At 63.1% G+C, this 16288-nt stretch carries 17 protein-coding genes and 1 other RNA gene; 10 read left to right on the forward strand and 8 right to left on the reverse strand.

Translation table 11 applies throughout. The annotated features are described in order from the left end of the window. Positions 1-378: 378 nt before the first annotated feature. The 6 genes from BLT65_RS19505 to ruvC all read left to right on the forward strand — a co-directional run bounded on the left by BLT65_RS19505 (position 379) and on the right by ruvC (position 6786). Positions 379-1779, forward strand: coding sequence for an aminopeptidase P N-terminal domain-containing protein (locus tag BLT65_RS19505; protein WP_091780240.1), 1401 nt, complete (start codon positions 379-381; stop codon positions 1777-1779). Between the two features lie 21 nt (positions 1780-1800). Further along, positions 1801-3018 carry a UbiH/UbiF/VisC/COQ6 family ubiquinone biosynthesis hydroxylase gene (locus BLT65_RS19510; protein ID WP_042308034.1) on the forward strand — a complete coding sequence of 406 codons (1218 nt, stop codon included), beginning with the start codon at positions 1801-1803 and terminating at the stop codon, positions 3016-3018. Positions 3019-3222: 204 nt separating this feature from the next. Continuing rightward, a complete protein-coding gene (gene dusB / locus BLT65_RS19515) occupies positions 3223-4287 on the forward strand; it encodes a tRNA dihydrouridine synthase DusB (protein ID WP_007745700.1) in 1065 nt (354 codons plus the stop codon). Beyond that, positions 4284-4517: a Fis family transcriptional regulator gene (locus BLT65_RS19520; protein ID WP_007587477.1), complete on the forward strand. Its 234-nt coding sequence runs from the start codon at positions 4284-4286 to the stop codon at positions 4515-4517. Before dusB ends, BLT65_RS19520 begins: the two co-directional genes overlap by 4 nt. Positions 4518-4560: 43 nt before the next feature. After that, complete coding sequence (gene purH, locus BLT65_RS19525) at positions 4561-6126, forward strand: bifunctional phosphoribosylaminoimidazolecarboxamide formyltransferase/IMP cyclohydrolase (protein ID WP_042308033.1); 1566 nt, start codon at positions 4561-4563, stop codon at positions 6124-6126. A 117-nt stretch (positions 6127-6243) separates the two neighbouring features. After that, entirely contained in the window at positions 6244-6786 is a 543-nt protein-coding gene (ruvC, locus tag BLT65_RS19530) for a crossover junction endodeoxyribonuclease RuvC (RefSeq protein WP_007587471.1), read from the forward strand. An 18-nt stretch (positions 6787-6804) separates the two neighbouring features. Here the strand turns inward: ruvC and BLT65_RS19535 are convergent, their stop codons facing one another. Then, on the reverse strand, positions 6805-7437 hold the full coding sequence (locus tag BLT65_RS19535) for a LysE family translocator (RefSeq protein ID WP_042308032.1): 633 nt from the start codon (positions 7435-7437) through the stop codon (positions 6805-6807). A gap of 163 nt (positions 7438-7600) precedes the next feature. On the opposite strand from BLT65_RS19535, the gene ruvA reads away from it, so the two are divergent. Beyond that, positions 7601-8182 (forward strand): Holliday junction branch migration protein RuvA, encoded by a 582-nt coding sequence (gene ruvA, locus BLT65_RS19540; protein ID WP_028371854.1) that lies wholly within the window; start codon positions 7601-7603, stop codon positions 8180-8182. A gap of 109 nt (positions 8183-8291) precedes the next feature. Next, entirely contained in the window at positions 8292-9356 is a 1065-nt protein-coding gene (gene ruvB, locus BLT65_RS19545) for a Holliday junction branch migration DNA helicase RuvB (protein WP_042308031.1), read from the forward strand. A gap of 43 nt (positions 9357-9399) precedes the next feature. On the opposite strand, the gene BLT65_RS19550 is transcribed toward ruvB, so the two are convergent. Genes BLT65_RS19550 through tyrS form a run of 3 tightly spaced genes read right to left on the reverse strand, consistent with a single transcriptional unit; the run spans position 9400 to position 11848 of the window. Continuing rightward, complete coding sequence (locus BLT65_RS19550) at positions 9400-10074, reverse strand: histidine phosphatase family protein (protein WP_042308030.1); 675 nt, start codon at positions 10072-10074, stop codon at positions 9400-9402. Between the two features lie 24 nt (positions 10075-10098). After that, the gene (dtd, locus tag BLT65_RS19555; RefSeq protein WP_042308029.1) at positions 10099-10557 is read right to left on the reverse strand and encodes a D-aminoacyl-tRNA deacylase; all 459 of its coding nucleotides are present in this window, start codon (positions 10555-10557) and stop codon (positions 10099-10101) included. A 43-nt stretch (positions 10558-10600) separates the two neighbouring features. Next, positions 10601-11848 carry a tyrosine--tRNA ligase gene (tyrS, locus tag BLT65_RS19560; protein ID WP_042308028.1) on the reverse strand — a complete coding sequence of 416 codons (1248 nt, stop codon included), beginning with the start codon at positions 11846-11848 and terminating at the stop codon, positions 10601-10603. A 247-nt stretch (positions 11849-12095) separates the two neighbouring features. Here tyrS and BLT65_RS19565 point away from each other — a divergent pair, with 247 nt between their 5' ends. Beyond that, a complete protein-coding gene (locus tag BLT65_RS19565) occupies positions 12096-13226 on the forward strand; it encodes an anhydro-N-acetylmuramic acid kinase (RefSeq protein WP_091780074.1) in 1131 nt (376 codons plus the stop codon). Positions 13227-13307: 81 nt separating this feature from the next. On the opposite strand, the gene erpA is transcribed toward BLT65_RS19565, so the two are convergent. The 3 genes from erpA to rplM all read right to left on the reverse strand — a co-directional run bounded on the left by erpA (position 13308) and on the right by rplM (position 14766). Continuing rightward, positions 13308-13673 carry an iron-sulfur cluster insertion protein ErpA gene (gene erpA / locus BLT65_RS19570; RefSeq protein ID WP_042308026.1) on the reverse strand — a complete coding sequence of 122 codons (366 nt, stop codon included), beginning with the start codon at positions 13671-13673 and terminating at the stop codon, positions 13308-13310. 260 nt (positions 13674-13933) lie between these two features. Beyond that, positions 13934-14326: a 30S ribosomal protein S9 gene (rpsI, locus tag BLT65_RS19575; protein ID WP_042308025.1), complete on the reverse strand. Its 393-nt coding sequence runs from the start codon at positions 14324-14326 to the stop codon at positions 13934-13936. Between the two features lie 11 nt (positions 14327-14337). After that, positions 14338-14766: a 50S ribosomal protein L13 gene (rplM, locus tag BLT65_RS19580; RefSeq protein ID WP_007587440.1), complete on the reverse strand. Its 429-nt coding sequence runs from the start codon at positions 14764-14766 to the stop codon at positions 14338-14340. Positions 14767-15368: 602 nt separating this feature from the next. On the opposite strand from rplM, the gene BLT65_RS19585 reads away from it, so the two are divergent. Then, complete coding sequence (locus tag BLT65_RS19585) at positions 15369-15791, forward strand: OsmC family protein (RefSeq protein ID WP_007587439.1); 423 nt, start codon at positions 15369-15371, stop codon at positions 15789-15791. A gap of 75 nt (positions 15792-15866) precedes the next feature. Here BLT65_RS19585 and rnpB read toward each other — a convergent pair. Next, positions 15867-16280, reverse strand: an RNA gene (gene rnpB, locus BLT65_RS19590) — RNase P RNA component class A. Between the last annotated feature and the right edge of the window lie 8 nt (positions 16281-16288).

Raw genomic sequence — 16288 nt, forward strand, 5'->3', positions numbered from 1 at the left:
CATCCTGCCTTGGATTGAAATTGGGCGAAAGTATAAGTGCGCCGGCGGGCGCTGGAAGGTTTTCCGTGCGCTGCGCGCCGCGCTTCGCCCCGCCGCCGCGCGGGTTGTAGACAGATTGCAACAATGCCGTGCGGGCGCGGGACCGTCTACCTGGCCTGATAGCCAAGGCGCCGCACGATGCGTTCGCCGAGGCGCCCCGCGTGTATCCCGACCCGCGCCCGGCGTTTCGATGCGCCGCCGGATTGCCCGGCCCGCGCGGTCACTGGCGACCCGGAAGCGTTTCCCGTAGGGCGATACAATCGCAACATTGCCGCGCGGTGAATGATCTCGCCCGCCGCACCGCCCTCCACCACGCACGATGAACCGCCGACCGCACTCATGACCGATCTGACTCCGGCAACCGATATCTACCGCCAGCGCCGCGCGCGCGTGCTCGATGCGCTGCGCGCGACGGGCGGCGGCGTCGCAATCGTCCCGACCGCGCCCGAAGTGCTGCGCAACCGCGACGCCGACTATCCGTACCGGCACGACAGCTACTTCTACTATCTGACGGGCTTCACCGAACCGGAAGCGATGCTCGTGCTCGACGCGAGCGCGAAGCAGGACGAGCCCGCGGCGATCCTGTTCTGCCGCGCGAAGAACGCGGAGCGCGAGACATGGGAAGGCTTCCGCTTCGGTCCGGAAGGCGCGCGCGAAGCATTCGGCTTCGACGCGGCCTTTGCCTTCGAAGAGATCGACACGCAGTTGCCGCGCATCATCGCCGACAAGCCGGCGCTGCACTACGCGCTCGGCGCGTCGGAACAGTTCGACGGCAAGGTGCGCCAGTGGCTCGACGCGGTGCGCATGCAGGGCAGAAGCGGCGTGCTCGCGCCGTCGGCGGTGCATGATCTGATGCCGCTGCTCGATGAGATGCGCCTCGTGAAGGACGACCACGAACTCGCGATCATGCGACGCGCCGCCGCGATCTCCGCGCAGGCGCACCGTCATGCGATGGCGGCATGCCGCCCCGGCGTGCGCGAATACGAGCTCGAAGCCGAACTGCTGTACACGTTCCGCAAGCACGGCGCGCAAGCGCCGGCGTACGGCTCGATCGTCGCCGCGGGCGCGAACGCGTGCGTGCTGCACTACCCGGCCGGCAACGCGGCTGCGCAGGACGGCGATCTGATCCTGATCGACGCGGCGTGCGAACTCGACGGTTACGCGTCCGACATCACGCGCACTTTCCCGGCCAGCGGCCGCTTCACGCCCGCGCAGCGCGAGCTTTACGACATCGTGCTGGCCGCGCAGAAGGCCGCGATCGACGTAACCAAACCGGGCGCGACCTTCGACGCGCCGCATCAGGCCGCCGTGCGCGTGCTCGCGCAAGGGCTGCTCGACACGGGCATTCTCAATCGCGATCTGTTCGCGGGCGTCGATGAAGTCATCGAGGAGCGTGCGTATGCGCGCTTCTATATGCATCGCACGGGCCACTGGATCGGCATGGACGTGCATGACGCGGGCGACTATCGCGAGCGCGGCGCGCCCGCCGATGAAACCGGCGCGCTGCCTTGGCGCACGCTGAAGCCGGGCATGGCGCTGACGATCGAGCCGGGCCTTTATATCCGCGCCGCCGATGATGTGCCCGAAAAGTACTGGAATATCGGCATCCGCATCGAGGACGACGCGATCGTCACGGCCACCGGCTGTGAGCTGATTACGCGCGACGTTCCCGTCGACGCGGACGAAATCGAAGCGCTGATGCAGCAGGCGCAACCCGCGCAGAAGGCCGGCGCGGCCTGAGCGCAAGGAACAGACAAGAAGATGAGCGAAGTCCACCAGGCGGCCAACGCGCCCTCCCTCCCTGCGAGCAACCCGCCCTACGATTACGACGTGACGATCGTCGGCGCGGGTCCGGTCGGTCTCGCGCTCGCGGGCTGGCTCGCGCGGCGCAGTGCGACGCAGAAGCTGAACGTGGCGCTGATCGACGCGCGCGAGCCGGAAGATTCGGTTGCCGATCCGCGCGCGATCGCCGTATCGCACGGCAGCCGGATGATTCTCGAGCCGCTCGCCTGGCCGTCCGACGCGACCGCGATCCAGCGCATTCACGTCTCTCAGCGCGGCCATTTCGGGCGCACGCTGATCGATCACTCGGAGCATGGCCTGCCCGCGCTCGGCTACGTGCTGCGTTATGGCTCGATCGTCCATGCACTCGCCGCGACCGTGCGCTCGACGCCCGTCCACTGGTTCAAATCGACAAAAGCACAGGCGCCGCAGCAACTCGAAGACGACGGCGTGCTGCTCCCGATCGAAAGCGCGCACGTCGCACGCACGCTGCGCACGCGCATTCTGGTGAACGCCGAAGGCGGCCTGTTCGGCGAACAGCAGGCGGGTTCGGGCGAAACGCGCGATTACGGGCAAACCGCGCTGGTCGGCACGGTGACGCTGTCGTCGCCGCAGCCGCATGTCGCGTGGGAACGATTCACGTCGCAAGGTCCGATTGCGCTCCTGCCGACGGGCGGCGTGCGCAGCGCGGACTACGCGCTGGTCTGGTGCTGCGCGCCGGAAGAAGCGGTGCGTCGCGCGCAATTGCCGGACGAAGATTTCTTGCGCGAACTCAGCGCCCAGTTCGGCGACCGGATGGGTCGCTTCGTGCAAATCAAGGGACGCGCGTCGTTCCCGCTCGGGCTGAACACCGTTGATACGCTCGTCAAGGGCAACGTCGTCGCGATCGGCAATGCGGCGCAGACGCTGCATCCCGTCGCCGGCCAGGGGCTGAACCTCGGCTTGCGCGATGCGCACGCGCTCGCCGACGCGCTCTCGCACTACGGCGCGACCCGCAGCGCGCTGATCGCGTTCGCGCAGCGCCGCGCGCTCGACCGCCGCATGACGATCGGTGCCACCGACACGCTCGCGCGCCTTTTCACCATCGACTTTCCGCCGCTGGCGGCGCTGCGCGGTCTCGCCCTCACCGCGCTCGAATTCGTGCCGCCCGTGAAGACGGCGCTCGCCCGCCAGATGATGTTCGGCCAACGCCGCTAGCGCGTTGCGACATCCCGTAGAAGTGGCCGCCGTTCTATGAGCGCGGCCACTTTCATAGAAGATTTAATGAGTTACCTCAGACGCGGTTCGATCTGGGTCAGCGCGTTAACGCTAAAATAGCGGTTTTCCCTCGTATTTTGCGGTACGTGCGGTGCGCGATTTCCAAGGTTTTGGCGCACCCTTCGCTCGCCGCCGATGTCCGCTATGCCCACTCTCGGCTCCCACACTCTGCGCAACAACCTGTTCGTCGCCCCGATGGCAGGCGTGACCGACCGGCCGTTCCGCCAACTCTGCAAGCGCATGGGCGCGGGCTATGCGGTGTCGGAGATGGTCGCGTCGAACGCGCAGTTGTGGAAAAGCGAAAAGACGATGCGCCGCGCCAACCATACGGGCGAAGTCGAGCCGATCGCCGTGCAGATCGCGGGCGCCGATCCGCAGATGATGGCCGAGGCCGCGCGCTACAACGTCGCGAACGGTGCGCAGATCATCGACATCAACATGGGCTGCCCGGCCAAGAAGGTTTGCAACGTCGCGGCCGGTTCAGCGCTGCTGCAGAACGAGCCGCTCGTGCAGCGGATCGTCGAAGCCGTGGTGAATGCCGTTGGCGTCGGTCCGGATGCCGTGCCCGTCACGCTGAAAATCCGCACCGGCTGGGACCGCGACAACAAGAATGCGCTGACCATCGCGCGCCTCGCCGAAAGCGCCGGCATTTCGATGCTGACGGTGCATGGCCGCACGCGTGCGGACCTGTATCACGGCGAAGCGGAGTACGAAACGATTGCCGCCGTGAAGGCCGCGGTGAAGATTCCTGTGGTGGCGAACGGCGACATTACGTCGCCGCACAAGGCGCGCGAGGTGCTCGCCGCGACGGGCGCGGATGCCATCATGATCGGCCGCGCCGCCCAGGGGCGCCCGTGGCTCTTCCGCGAGATCGAACATTTCCTGCTGACGGGCGAGCTGATGGAAGCGCCGCGCATCGACGAGATCCAGCAGGTGATGAACGAGCATCTGGAGGATCACTACGCGTTCTACGGCGAATTTACAGGCGTTCGCACTGCGCGCAAGCACATCGGCTGGTACACTCGCGGCCTTTCTGGCGCCAACGTGTTCCGCCATCGTATGAATACGCTGGACACGACGCGCGAACAACTGCTCGCCGTCAATGAATTCTTCGACGCGCAAAAGGCGATTTCAGACCGCCTCGTGTACGTCGACAACGAAGTCAACAATAACGGTGAGCAGGACCAAACCGACCGACTAGCAGCATGAGCAAGCACAATATCGAACAATGTGTCCGCGATAGCCTGGGGATGTATTTTCAGGATCTCGACGGCTCCAATCCGCACGACGTCTACGACATGGTAATTTCGTGCGTAGAAAAACCGTTGCTCGAGGTGGTGCTCGAGCAGGCCGGCGGCAATCAGTCGCTGGCAGCCGAGTATCTCGGCATCAACCGCAATACGCTGCGCAAGAAACTGCAACAGCACGGCCTGCTGTAGTTTCGGCGCCCTGCCACGCCTTTCATCGGCTTTTGTTCTCATCATGATCAAGCAAGCGCTCATCTCCGTTTCCGACAAGTCCGGCATCGTCGATTTCGCGAAATCGTTGTCGGACCTCGGCGTTAAGATCCTGTCGACGGGCGGCACCGCGAAACTGCTCGCGGACGCCGGCCTTCCCGTCACCGAAGTGGCCGACTACACGGGCTTTCCGGAAATGCTGGATGGGCGCGTGAAGACGTTGCACCCGAAGGTGCATGGCGGCATCCTCGCCCGCCGCGATCTGCCCGAGCACATGGCCGCGCTCGAAAAGCACGACATCCCCACAATCGATCTGCTCGTCGTGAACCTGTATCCGTTCGTGCAGACGATCTCGAAGGAAGAGTGCTCGCTCGAAGACGCGATCGAGAATATCGATATCGGCGGCCCGACCATGCTGCGTTCGGCAGCGAAGAATCATCGCGACGTGACCGTCGTGGTCGATCCCGCTGACTACGCGACCGTGCTCGAAGAAATGCGCGCGAACGGCAACTCGGTCGGCTACAAGACCAACTTCCGCCTCGCGACCAAGGTGTTCGCGCACACCGCGCAGTACGACGGCGCGATCACGAACTACCTGACGAGCCTCACGGAAGAACTGCAGCACCGCGAGCGCAACACGTATCCGGCCACGTTCAACCTCGCGTTCGACAAGGTGCAGGACCTGCGCTACGGCGAGAACCCGCACCAGAGCGCAGCGTTCTACCGCGACATCGCGGTGCCGGCCGGCGCGCTCGCGAACTATCGCCAGTTGCAGGGCAAGGAACTGTCGTACAACAACATCGCCGACTCGGACGCCGCGTGGGAATGCGTGAAGACGTTCGACGCGCCCGCCTGCGTGATCATCAAGCACGCGAACCCGTGTGGCGTGGCTGTCGGCGCGAACCCGCACGAAGCGTATTCGAAGGCGTTCCAGACGGACCCGACCTCGGCGTTCGGCGGCATCATCGCGTTCAACCGCGAAGTCGACGAAACGGCGGCGCAGGCTGTCGCGAAGCAATTCGTCGAAGTGCTGATCGCGCCGTCGTTCAGCGACGCCGCCAAGCAAGTGTTCGCGGCCAAGCAGAACGTGCGTCTGCTCGAAATCGCGTTGGGCGAAGGGCATAACACATTTGATCTGAAGCGCGTGGGCGGCGGTCTGCTCGTGCAATCGCTCGATGCGAAGAACGTGCAGCCGCACGAACTGCGCGTCGTCACGAAGCGTCACCCGACGCCGAAGGAAATGGACGATCTGCTGTTTGCATGGCGCGTCGCGAAGTTCGTCAAGTCGAACGCGATCGTGTTCTGCGCGAACGGCATGACGATGGGCGTCGGCGCGGGCCAGATGAGCCGCGTGGATTCGGCGCGCATCGCGAGCATCAAGGCGCAGAACGCGGGCCTGACGCTGTCGGGCACGGCGGTGGCATCGGATGCGTTCTTCCCGTTCCGCGACGGTCTCGACGTGGTCGTGAACGCGGGCGCAACCTGCGTGATCCAGCCGGGCGGCTCGATGCGCGACGACGAAGTGATCGCCGCCGCCGACGAGCACAACATCGCGATGGTCGTGACGGGCATCCGCCACTTCCGCCACTGATCGACTGACCTGCTTCTTCTGAAACGGCCCGGCAGTTGCAACTGCCGGGCCGTTTTGCATTTCGCGTTTGACGTTGTGCCGTTGTAGTATCGCAGGCACTGAATAAGCACGGCACCTATGAGAATTCTCGGCATCGACCCAGGCTTGCGCGTCACCGGTTTCGGCGTGATTGATCAGTCCGGCCATCAGCTCACTTACGTGACGAGCGGCGTCATCAAGACCGCCGATGCCGATCTGCCGTCACGCCTGGGCACCATATTCGAGGGTATTTCCACGCTGATCCGCCAACATGCGCCGGACCAGTCGGCGATCGAAAAGGTGTTCGTCAACGTCAATCCGCAATCGACACTGCTGCTCGGCCAGGCGCGCGGCGCCGCGATCTGCGGGCTGGTGGCGGGTGGCGTGCCCGTTGCCGAGTACACGGCGTTGCAGTTGAAGCAAGCCGTGGTCGGCTACGGACGCGCGACCAAAGAGCAGATGCAGCAGATGGTCGTACGGCTGTTGTGCCTGTCGGGCATTCCTTCCACTGACGCCGCTGATGCGCTCGGCATGGCAATCTGCCACGCGCATGGCGGCGGCACGTTGAGCACGCTGGGCGGTATTGCGCCCGCGCTTGCGAAGAAAGGCTTGCGGGTACGGCGTGGGCGGCTGATCGGCTAGACGCCTTTAACTTTACTGTCAGCGTTGCCCCGCCAATGCCAGCCGACATGCCAGACCGGCAAACACCGAGCCGAGCAAATACTGCGGCCAGCGCGACGGGCGCTTGCCGCTAGTCAGTTTCCGGCTCAGTCTGCTAGCAAGCAGAATCACGCTGCCATTCACAAAGAAGCCGATCACATTGAGCACGGTCGCAAGCAACATGATCTGCAACGCAACCGATCCCGCCTCAGGCTTCACGAACTGCGGGAACAATGCGAGCACGAACAGCGCAACCTTCGGATTGAGCAGATTCGTGAACAACCCTTGCCTGAAAATTCTGCCAACGGGATAGCGCCGCATCGATGCGTCCGGCGCGAGCATCGTGCCGTCCGAGCGGAACGTCTTCCATGCAAGATAAAGCAGATAAGCCGCGCCCGCGAAGCGCACGATGTCGTAGGCCATCGGCGCGGCAAGAAAGAGCTGTGACAGGCCGAACGCGGCGGCAAGCGCATGGCAATACGTGCCCATCAGAATCCCGGCGAGCGACGCAAAACCCGCTGCCCTTCCCTGGCTCACGCTGCGGGAAGCAATCAGCAACATATCGGGACCGGGCGTGGCGGTAAGCGCGAGACACGCGCCTGAGAACAGCGCGAGCGTGGTGAGACTCAGCATCGAAGACCCCTTTTGGTTAACTACGGAACGTCCAAAAGGGATCTCAGTGTATTGAGCCGCTGCGGCCTGGTCAATCGGCCGCCCTTCCACTTCGTAAGAAGCGGCGTACGAAAGCCCTCTACCCTGCGCTACACTCGCGCTTTCTCTCTCGATAGAACTCGCCATGATCGGTCGCATCGCCGGCGTCCTGCTGGAAAAGAATCCGCCTCATCTTCTGATCGACTGCAACGGCGTCGGCTACGAAGTCGATGTGCCGATGAGCACGTTCTACAACCTGCCCGGCACAGGTGAAAAAGTCGTGCTCCTCACGCAGATGATCGTGCGCGAAGACGCGCATCTGCTGTACGGCTTTCTCACGCCGCAAGAACGTTCGACGTTTCGCGAGTTGTTAAAGATCACGGGCATCGGTGCGCGCATGGCGCTCGCCGTGCTGTCCGGCATGAGCGTGCAGGAACTGTCGCAGACGGTGACGATGCAGGACGCCGCGCGCCTCACGCGCGTGCCGGGCATCGGCAAGAAGACGGCGGAGCGACTCCTGCTCGAACTGAAGGGCAAACTCGGCGCCGACCTTGGTGCGATGGCGGGCGCCGCGTCGCAATCCGATCACGCGTCCGACATCCTGAATGCGTTGCTGGCATTGGGTTACTCCGAAAAAGAAGCCTTGGCTGCCATCAAGAACGTGCCTGCGGGTACGGGCGTTTCCGAAGGCATCAAGCTCGCGTTGAAGGCGCTGTCGAAGGCCTGATCGTGCTTTCAACGAGCGGCGTGTATGAAGCTTCGCACGCCGCCAAAGCACGCGCACCCTGGCCATTCGGCCAGGTATTCGAGCGAGCGGTGCGCGGTACAATGCCTGCATGATCGAACACGACAAACTCGCCGCCGAACGCATCATCGCCGCCACGCCCGTGTCGTCGAACGAGGAAGCGTTCGAGCGCGCGTTGCGCCCGCGCCAACTCGATGAATATGTCGGCCAGGAAAAGGTGCGCGGCCAGCTGGAAATCTTCATCGAAGCCGCCAAGCGCCGCAAGGAATCGCTGGATCACGTGCTGCTGTTCGGGCCGCCGGGCCTCGGCAAAACCACGCTCGCGCATATCATCGCGCGCGAGATGGGCGTCAATATGCGGCAGACGTCGGGCCCCGTGCTGGAACGCGCGGGCGACCTCGCCGCGCTGCTGACCAATCTCGAAGCCAACGACGTGCTCTTCATCGACGAGATTCACCGGCTGTCGCCCGTCGTCGAGGAAATCCTGTACCCGGCGCTCGAGGATTACCAGATCGACATCATGATCGGCGAAGGGCCCGCTGCGCGCAGCGTGAAGCTCGATCTGCAGCCGTTCACGCTGGTCGGCGCGACCACGCGCGCGGGCATGCTGACCAATCCGTTGCGCGACCGCTTCGGTATCGTCGCGCGGCTGGAGTTTTATAACGCCGAGGAACTGGCGCGCATCGTGAGCCGCTCGGCCTCGCTGCTGGGCGCGCAGATTCATCCCGATGGCGCGCTGGAAATCGCCAAGCGCTCGCGCGGCACGCCGCGTATCGCGAACCGGCTCCTGCGCCGCGTGCGCGACTTCGCCGAGGTGAAGGCGGACGGCAATATCACCGCGAAGGTCGCGGATGCCGCGCTGAAAATGCTCGACGTCGATCCCGTTGGCTTCGATCTGATGGACCGCAAGCTGCTCGAAGCGATCCTGCACAAGTTCGATGGCGGGCCAGTCGGCGTGGATAATCTGGCGGCCGCGATCGGCGAAGAGCGCGACACGATCGAAGACGTGCTCGAACCGTATCTGATCCAGCAAGGCTTCTTGCAGCGCACGCCGCGCGGACGCGTCGCCACGCTGTTGACGTATCGGCACTTCGGCCTTGCCGCACCTGATACGGCAAGCCCGGTACGCAATCTGTGGGATTCGGAGCCGACCTAAGCGGCTCCTGGATGGGAAACGCGGCGCTGCCGCGTCATCAGACTCAACGCCCGGCTTCGGGCGTTTTTTTCTTGAAGCTGTCGTCTTCGGCGTGGCCGTCGAGATGCGCGACATCGGCCCATGACACAACCTTCGCGCGGCCGTCTTCGAATTCGACCACATTCACGCTCGTGTTCAGCAACGCGTAGTTGCGCGGCGCATCCAGCGGCAAACCATTCGCGAAGCGATACACGCAGTCCAGCACACCGCCATGCGCGACGACCGAAATCCGTCCGTTCGGATGCGCGGCGACGACCGGCTCAAGCGCATGCAGAACGCGATGATAAAACACGCGCTGCGATTCACCCTCGGGCGGCGAAAAGCCCGGATCGCGCGTCTGCCACTGCGAGTATTCGTCGGGGAAGCGCAGCGCGATCTCGTCGCTGTCGTGTCCCTGAAACGCGCCGTAATTGCGCTCGCGCAAGCCCTTGCTGAGGTTCAGCGGCAGCCCTAGCACGTCTGCAAATGGCTGCGCCGTTTGTTGCGCGCGCATGAGATCGCTCGAATAGATCGCGTCGAGCCGCGCGCCTTCCCGCGCCTCGCGCGCGAAACGTTCGGCGAGACGTTGCGCCTGGTCGACGCCGCTCGTCGCGAGCGGAATATCGATGTGCCCTTGAATCCGCTTGATGCGGTTCCAGTCGGTCTCGCCGTGTCGGATGAAGAGGACTTGTGTTGCCATGGAATCGGAGCCGGAAAACAAAGGTTATGCGCGCGTCTGCAACCAGAACGTCACCGGGCCGTCGTTGACGAGCGACACCTGCATGTCCGCGCCGAATTCGCCCGTCTCGACGATGGGATGCTTCGCGCGCGCCGCGGCCACGAAGTAGTCGAACAGGCGCTTGCCTTCGTCGGGCGGTGCGGCGGGCGTGAAGCTCGGGCGCAGGCCGCTGTTGGTATCGGCGGCCAACGTGAACTGCGACACGAGCAGCAGGCCGCCCGCGCGCCCCGCGCCGTCGATATTCTGCACGGGCAGGTTCATCTTGCCCGCGGCGTCGCTGAACACGCGGTAGCCGAGCATTTTGGCGAGCAGTTTGTCGGCGGCGGTATCGGTATCGCCGCGCTCGGCGCAGACCAGCGCGAGCAGGCCCGCGTCGATTGCGCCCGTCACGCGGTCAGCCACGCGCACCTCGGCGCGCCGCACGCGTTGAATCAGCGCGATCATGCGGCGCGCTGCCGTTGCGTCGCTTGCAGAGGCTCGCAGAACATCATGCCGTCAGCGTGACACGTGCAAAACGGCGCTTGCCGACCTGCACGACGAACTCGCCGGCTTCGATCTTCAGGCCCTTGTCCGACACAGTCGCGCCGTCGATCTTCACGCCGCCCTGCTCGATGTTACGCAGCGCTTCGCTCGTCGACGGCACGAGACCTGCCTGCTTCAGCAGTTGCCCGATCGCGATCGGCGCGCCCGCGAGTGTCACCGACGGGATATCGTCCGGCACGCCGCCCTTCGCGCGGTGGTTGAAGTCTTCCAGCGCGCGCTCGGCGTCGCCTTGCGAGTGGAACCGCGCGACGATTTCCTGCGCGAGCAACACCTTGAAGTCGCGCGGATTGCGACCGCCTTCGATTTCACGCTTGAACCCTTCGATCTCGGCCATCGGACGGAACGACAGCAGTTCGAAGTAGCGCCACATCAGCACGTCGGAGATGCTCATCAGCTTGCCGAACATGTCGTTTGGCTTTTCGCCGATACCGACGTAGTTGCCCTTCGACTTCGACATCTTCTCGACGCCATCCAGTCCTTCGAGCAGCGGCATCGTCAGAATGCACTGCTGTTCCTGGCCGTACTGCTTCTGCAGTTCGCGGCCGACCAGCAGATTGAACTTCTGATCCGTGCCGCCGAGTTCGAGGTCGGCGTTCAGCGCGACCGAGTCGTAGCCCTGCATCAGCGGATACAGGAATTCGTGGATCGAGATGGGTACGCCGCCCTGGAAACGCTTCGTGAAGTCTTCTCGCTCCAGAATACGCGCGACTGTGTAGCGCGACGCGAGCTTGATCATGCCGTCGGCGCCGAGCGGCATCGACCATTCGCTGTTGTAGCGGATTTCCGTCTTCTCGCGGTCGAGCACCAGCGCGGCCTGCTCGAAGTACGTCTTCGCGTTCGATTCGATCTGCTCGCGCGTGAGCGGCGGGCGCGTTGCGTTGCGGCCGGACGGATCGCCGATCAGCGAGGTGAAATCGCCGATCAGGAAGATCACCGTGTGGCCGAGATCCTGCAACTGGCGCATCTTGTTCAGCACAACGGTGTGGCCGATGTGGATGTCGGGCGCCGTCGGATCGAGACCGAGCTTGATGCGCAGCGGCGTACCCGTGGCCGCGCTTTTCGCGAGCTTTTGCGCGAACTCCTCTTCGATCAGCAGTTCGTCGACGCCGCGCTTCGTGACTTCGAGCGCGTGACGGACTTCGTCGGTGATCGGGAACGCGGAATTGGGCTTGGCGGTGGACTCGGTGCTCATGCTGGAACGGGAGATCGCAAAAAGAGAGATTGTCCCATAGTTGCGGCGCATTGCGCCCTGATCTCACGCGAAACGCGGTCCAACTCGCGACAGGATATGGCGCGGGCGGCGAATGTGGACCGTCGTGCGCGCTCGCGCCGCTCGTTTCATCGATTGTTTCGCGGCGCACCGATGAGCGACAATCGTCGTCAACGAGGCGCCGGAAGCATTCACGAGGCGCGACGAACGACGATCAGAGGAGCAAAGCGTGGCCAAAGACACGGCAGATGGCGTGTATTTCGGGTTGATGTCAGGCACGAGCATGGACGGCGTGGACGGCATCGCGGTCGAATTCGCGAAGGGCAAGGCGCCCGTCGTGCGGTCGCAGGCGTTCGTGGGCTTCTCCGAAGGTTTGCGCGACGCGCTGTTCGCCCTCCAGCAACCAGGAGACAACGAGATCGAGCGCGAGGCGCTCGCCGCCAACGCGCTAGCCGCGCGCTACACGGTGTGCTGCCATGAGTTGCTGCGCTCGGGCAACCTGTCGGCTGCGGACGTCCGCGCGATCGGCGTGCATGGGCAGACGGTGCGACATCGGCCGGAAAAGGGCTACACGAAGCAGATCAACAATCCGGCGCTGCTGGCCGAAATGATGCATATCGACGTGATCGCCGATTTCCGCAGTCGCGACGTCGCGGCGGGCGGTCAGGGCGCGCCGCTCGTGCCGGCCTTCCACGCGACGGTTTTCGGCGCGAAGAACGAGACGCGCGTGGTCTGCAATCTGGGCGGAATCAGCAATATCACGATCCTGTCGGCAAACGGCGCGGTGCGCGGCTTCGATTGCGGCCCCGCTAACGCGCTGCTCGACGAATGGGCGCACCGGCATCTGAACAAGCCATTCGACGAGAACGGCCAGTTCGCGGCGTCGGGTCAGGTGCATCGTCCGTTGCTGAACGCTTTTCTCGACGAGCCATTTTTCGAGGCGCAGCCGCCGAAGAGCACGGGCCGCGACCTGTTCAACCCCGAATGGCTCGACACCCGGTTGCAAGGATTCGCCAATGTCAGCCCCGCCGACGTTCAGGCGACGCTGGTCGCGCTGACGGCCGTGACGGTCGCGCGCGAGGTCGAGCGCCACGCGCCCGATTGCAAGGCGGTGTATGTGTGTGGCGGCGGCGCACGCAATCCGGAAATCATGAAGGCACTGCAGGGCGCGCTCGCCGAAAGCGGCTGCAGCGGCGTCCCCGTCATGACGACGGAGGCGCTCGGCGTGCCGCCGCATCAGGTGGAGCCGCTGGCCTTTGCGTGGCTGGCCATGCGTTGCGTTGCACGCGAACCGGGGAATTTGCCGTCCGTGACGGGCGCGGCGGACGAGCGAGTGCTTGGCGCGATTTATCCGCGCTGACGCGGCATGCGAAACTAGCGTAGAAATAAAAAACGGGGCCAAAGCCCCGTTTTTGCTGCAACTTACGCGAAAAAGCAGCGATTACACCGAGAACGACGAGCCGCAACCACAGGTGGTCGTGGCGTTCGGGTTCTTGATGACGAACTGCGCGCCGTTGATGTCGTCCTTGTAATCGATCTCTGCGCCAACCAGATACTGGTAGCTCATCGAATCGATCAGCAACTGGACGCCGCTCTTGTTCATCACGGTGTCGTCTTCGTTGATGGCTTCGTCAAACGTGAAGCCGTACTGGAAGCCCGAGCAGCCGCCACCCTGCACGAAAACGCGCAGTTTCAGCTCCGGGTTGCCTTCTTCTTCGATCAGTTCTTTAACCTTGTCAGCCGCCGCGTCAGTAAAGACGAACGGTGCCGGCATCTCGGCCACGGGGGTGTCGGTCACTGCGTTCATGCGAACTCTCCAAAATAGCTTCTACACGCTATTGTATTGCTGTTCCCAATATCGTGCTGAAGCCCATGAAATCAATAGGTTCTTATGCAGACCGGCTGATTCATGCGGGCGACAGGTGTCAACCATGTCCTCGTACACCTGTCAGCGATGTCCGCATACGGACCGAACGTGCAGCACGACAAATAAAAAAGCCGCCTTCGCAGATGCGTTGGCGGCTTTCTGCAGCAGGCCCTGTCTGAAACAGAGCCAGCTCGAAACGATTAACGCTTCGAGAACTGCTTGCGGCGACGCGCCTTGTGGAAACCGACCTTCTTACGCTCGACTTCACGTGCGTCACGCGTCACGAAGCCTGCGTTCGACAGAGCCGGCTTCAGCGTTGCGTCGTAGTCCATCAGAGCGCGGGTGATGCCGTGGCGAACTGCACCAGCTTGACCCGTTTCACCGCCGCCCGTCACGTTGACCTTGATGTCGAACGTAGCAGCGTGGTTCGTGAGTTCCAGCGGCTGACGCACGATCATCAGCGACGTTTCGCGCGAGAAGTAGTCGGCGATAGGCTTGCCGTTGACGACGATCTCGCCCTTGCCTGCCTTGATGAAGACACGAGCAACAGCGCTCTTGCGGCGGCCCGTACCGTAATTCCAGTTACCGATCATGTGGGCTCCCCTTAGATCTCGAGCGCCTTCGGCTGTTGCGCCGAATGCGGATGCGTTGCTTCGGCGTAGACCTTCAGCTTCTTGATCATCGCGTAGCCGAGCGGGCCCTTCGGCAGCATGCCCTTGACCGCTTTCTCGAGCGCGCGGCCCGGGAAGCGTTCTTGCATCTTGCCGAACGTCGTCTCATAGATACCGCCCGGGTAGCCCGAGTGGCGATAGTACTTCTTGTCCGTGGTCTTGTTACCCGTGACCTTCAGCTTGCCGGCGTTGATAACGATGATGAAATCACCGGTGTCGACGTGCGGAGTGAATTCAGGCTTGTGCTTGCCGCGAAGACGGTGTGCCACTTCGCTGGCGACACGCCCGAGAACCTTATCCGTCGCGTCAATCACGTACCATTCGCGCGTAACCTCATGGGCTTTTGCGGAAAACGTCTTCATGATCGATCCAAAAAATAGTGCTGCGCCCTGTGTTTTTTTCCTGCTTGTATGTGCGCTTCGAGGCGCGTGCAGGCTCTCCCTGGTTCTTCATCCGCGGGCGCGACTGCGGAAAAGCCCTGAATTATAAAGGAATTTGCGCCAAGGAGTCAAAGCACCCGGACAACGGAAAGCTGAGGACGAAAAAAAGCCCGAACTAGCGGTTCGGGCTTAATCCACCTTAGGAGGAGGGTGGAGGAGACATGCGGAGATTGTCGAACTGCGACAACCAATGAACTGATTATAGGGTTGGTGCTTGTGCGACGCAAGAACATTTGCAATGCGAAATTGAATTTCATTATGTGGAATTTTGCCACGACAATCGCAATCTCAAATAAATTTCCTGAAAACAATGACTTAGCCTGCGCGGACAGAAAGACCGCTGCAGTTGTCCTAGAGCAACACACCTAAAATCGTCCGTGCTACCCCTTATGCGCCGACCATGCCGCAGCGCAGCAGGCAAGGTGCAATCCGCATAGCCCGCCGCCAATGTCGCTCCGGGCAAGCCATCATCCTCCGGGCTACAATGCGCATCTCGAATTCAAGCTTGTGAGCGGAGTACAAGAATGGAATGCAAAGTCAGCTGGATGGGTCAGGACGGCATGGCGTTCGCCGCCGAAACGGGCAGCGGCCACCTCGTCGCGATGGACGGCGCGCCTGAAGGCGGCGGCCGCAATCTGGCGCCCCGTCCGATGGAAATGGTGCTGCTGGGCACTGGCGGATGCACGGCGTACGACGTCGTGATGATCCTGAAGAAGAGCCGTCAGGAAATCAGCGGCTGCTCGGTGACGCTGAAAGCCGAACGTGCAAGCGAGGACCCGAAGGTATTCACGAAGGTCCACTTCCATTTCACGGTGACGGGCAAGAACCTCAATCCGTCGACGGTGGAACGCGCGATCAATCTGTCGCACGACAAATATTGCTCGGCGTCGATCATGATCGCGAAAACGGCCGAGCTCACGCATTCGTTCGACATCGTCGCGGACTAAAGCCGCCTGGAGCAGCTCGCGCGCTGAAAAAGAAAATGCCGGCGTCCCAACGGACGCCGGCATTTGTCATTTGAGCGGCAAAGCAGGCCGATAAGCCGGATTTTGTGCGCGCAACGCGCCCGAAAGCGCGCCACGCGTGGCAGCCATTCCTCTAGACGCGCCATTGCTGACGCGCTCAAGCTTCCTACCCGCTGACGTGACGGGGGCCCCGCCCTGCATCTCGAAGATGCTAGCCAGCCTACTTGGAATTGCTCCGGGTGGAGGTTACCGTGCCGGTCTGCCTCGCAGCAGCCGCGGTGCGCTCTTACCGCACCGTTTCACCCTTACCTGATCCCGACTTGCGCCGGGCCATCGGCGGTTTGCTTTCTGTTGCCCTGTTCCGCGTGTTGCCACGGATGGCCGTTAGCCATCACCCTGCCCTGTGGAGTCCGGACTTTCCTCGCCCTCGCCGGCCGAAACCGCCGAGGCCGCGACTGCCTGGCCTGCTTTGCTGGCGG

Origin of the sequence: Paraburkholderia steynii, from assembly GCF_900100565.1 — a bacterium.
Classification (GTDB): Bacteria; Pseudomonadota; Gammaproteobacteria; order Burkholderiales; family Burkholderiaceae; genus Paraburkholderia; species Paraburkholderia terrae.

Bases quoted from the DNA above. Each gene is read 5' to 3' on its own strand.
- BLT65_RS19505 (WP_091780240.1), top strand. From the start codon at position 379: ATGACCGATCTGACTCCGGCAACCGATATCTACCGCCAGCGCCGCGCG.
- BLT65_RS19510 (WP_042308034.1), top strand. From the start codon at position 1,801: ATGAGCGAAGTCCACCAGGCGGCCAACGCGCCCTCCCTCCCTGCGAGC.
- dusB (WP_007745700.1), top strand. From the start codon at position 3,223: ATGCCCACTCTCGGCTCCCACACTCTGCGCAACAACCTGTTCGTCGCC.
- BLT65_RS19520 (WP_007587477.1), top strand. From the start codon at position 4,284: ATGAGCAAGCACAATATCGAACAATGTGTCCGCGATAGCCTGGGGATG.
- purH (WP_042308033.1), top strand. From the start codon at position 4,561: ATGATCAAGCAAGCGCTCATCTCCGTTTCCGACAAGTCCGGCATCGTC.
- ruvC (WP_007587471.1), top strand. From the start codon at position 6,244: ATGAGAATTCTCGGCATCGACCCAGGCTTGCGCGTCACCGGTTTCGGC.
- BLT65_RS19535 (WP_042308032.1), bottom strand. From the start codon at position 7,437: ATGCTGAGTCTCACCACGCTCGCGCTGTTCTCAGGCGCGTGTCTCGCG.
- ruvA (WP_028371854.1), top strand. From the start codon at position 7,601: ATGATCGGTCGCATCGCCGGCGTCCTGCTGGAAAAGAATCCGCCTCAT.
- ruvB (WP_042308031.1), top strand. From the start codon at position 8,292: ATGATCGAACACGACAAACTCGCCGCCGAACGCATCATCGCCGCCACG.
- BLT65_RS19550 (WP_042308030.1), bottom strand. From the start codon at position 10,074: ATGGCAACACAAGTCCTCTTCATCCGACACGGCGAGACCGACTGGAAC.
- dtd (WP_042308029.1), bottom strand. From the start codon at position 10,557: ATGATCGCGCTGATTCAACGCGTGCGGCGCGCCGAGGTGCGCGTGGCT.
- tyrS (WP_042308028.1), bottom strand. From the start codon at position 11,848: ATGAGCACCGAGTCCACCGCCAAGCCCAATTCCGCGTTCCCGATCACC.
- erpA (WP_042308026.1), bottom strand. From the start codon at position 13,673: ATGAACGCAGTGACCGACACCCCCGTGGCCGAGATGCCGGCACCGTTC.
- rpsI (WP_042308025.1), bottom strand. From the start codon at position 14,326: ATGATCGGTAACTGGAATTACGGTACGGGCCGCCGCAAGAGCGCTGTT.
- rplM (WP_007587440.1), bottom strand. From the start codon at position 14,766: ATGAAGACGTTTTCCGCAAAAGCCCATGAGGTTACGCGCGAATGGTAC.
- BLT65_RS19585 (WP_007587439.1), top strand. From the start codon at position 15,369: ATGGAATGCAAAGTCAGCTGGATGGGTCAGGACGGCATGGCGTTCGCC.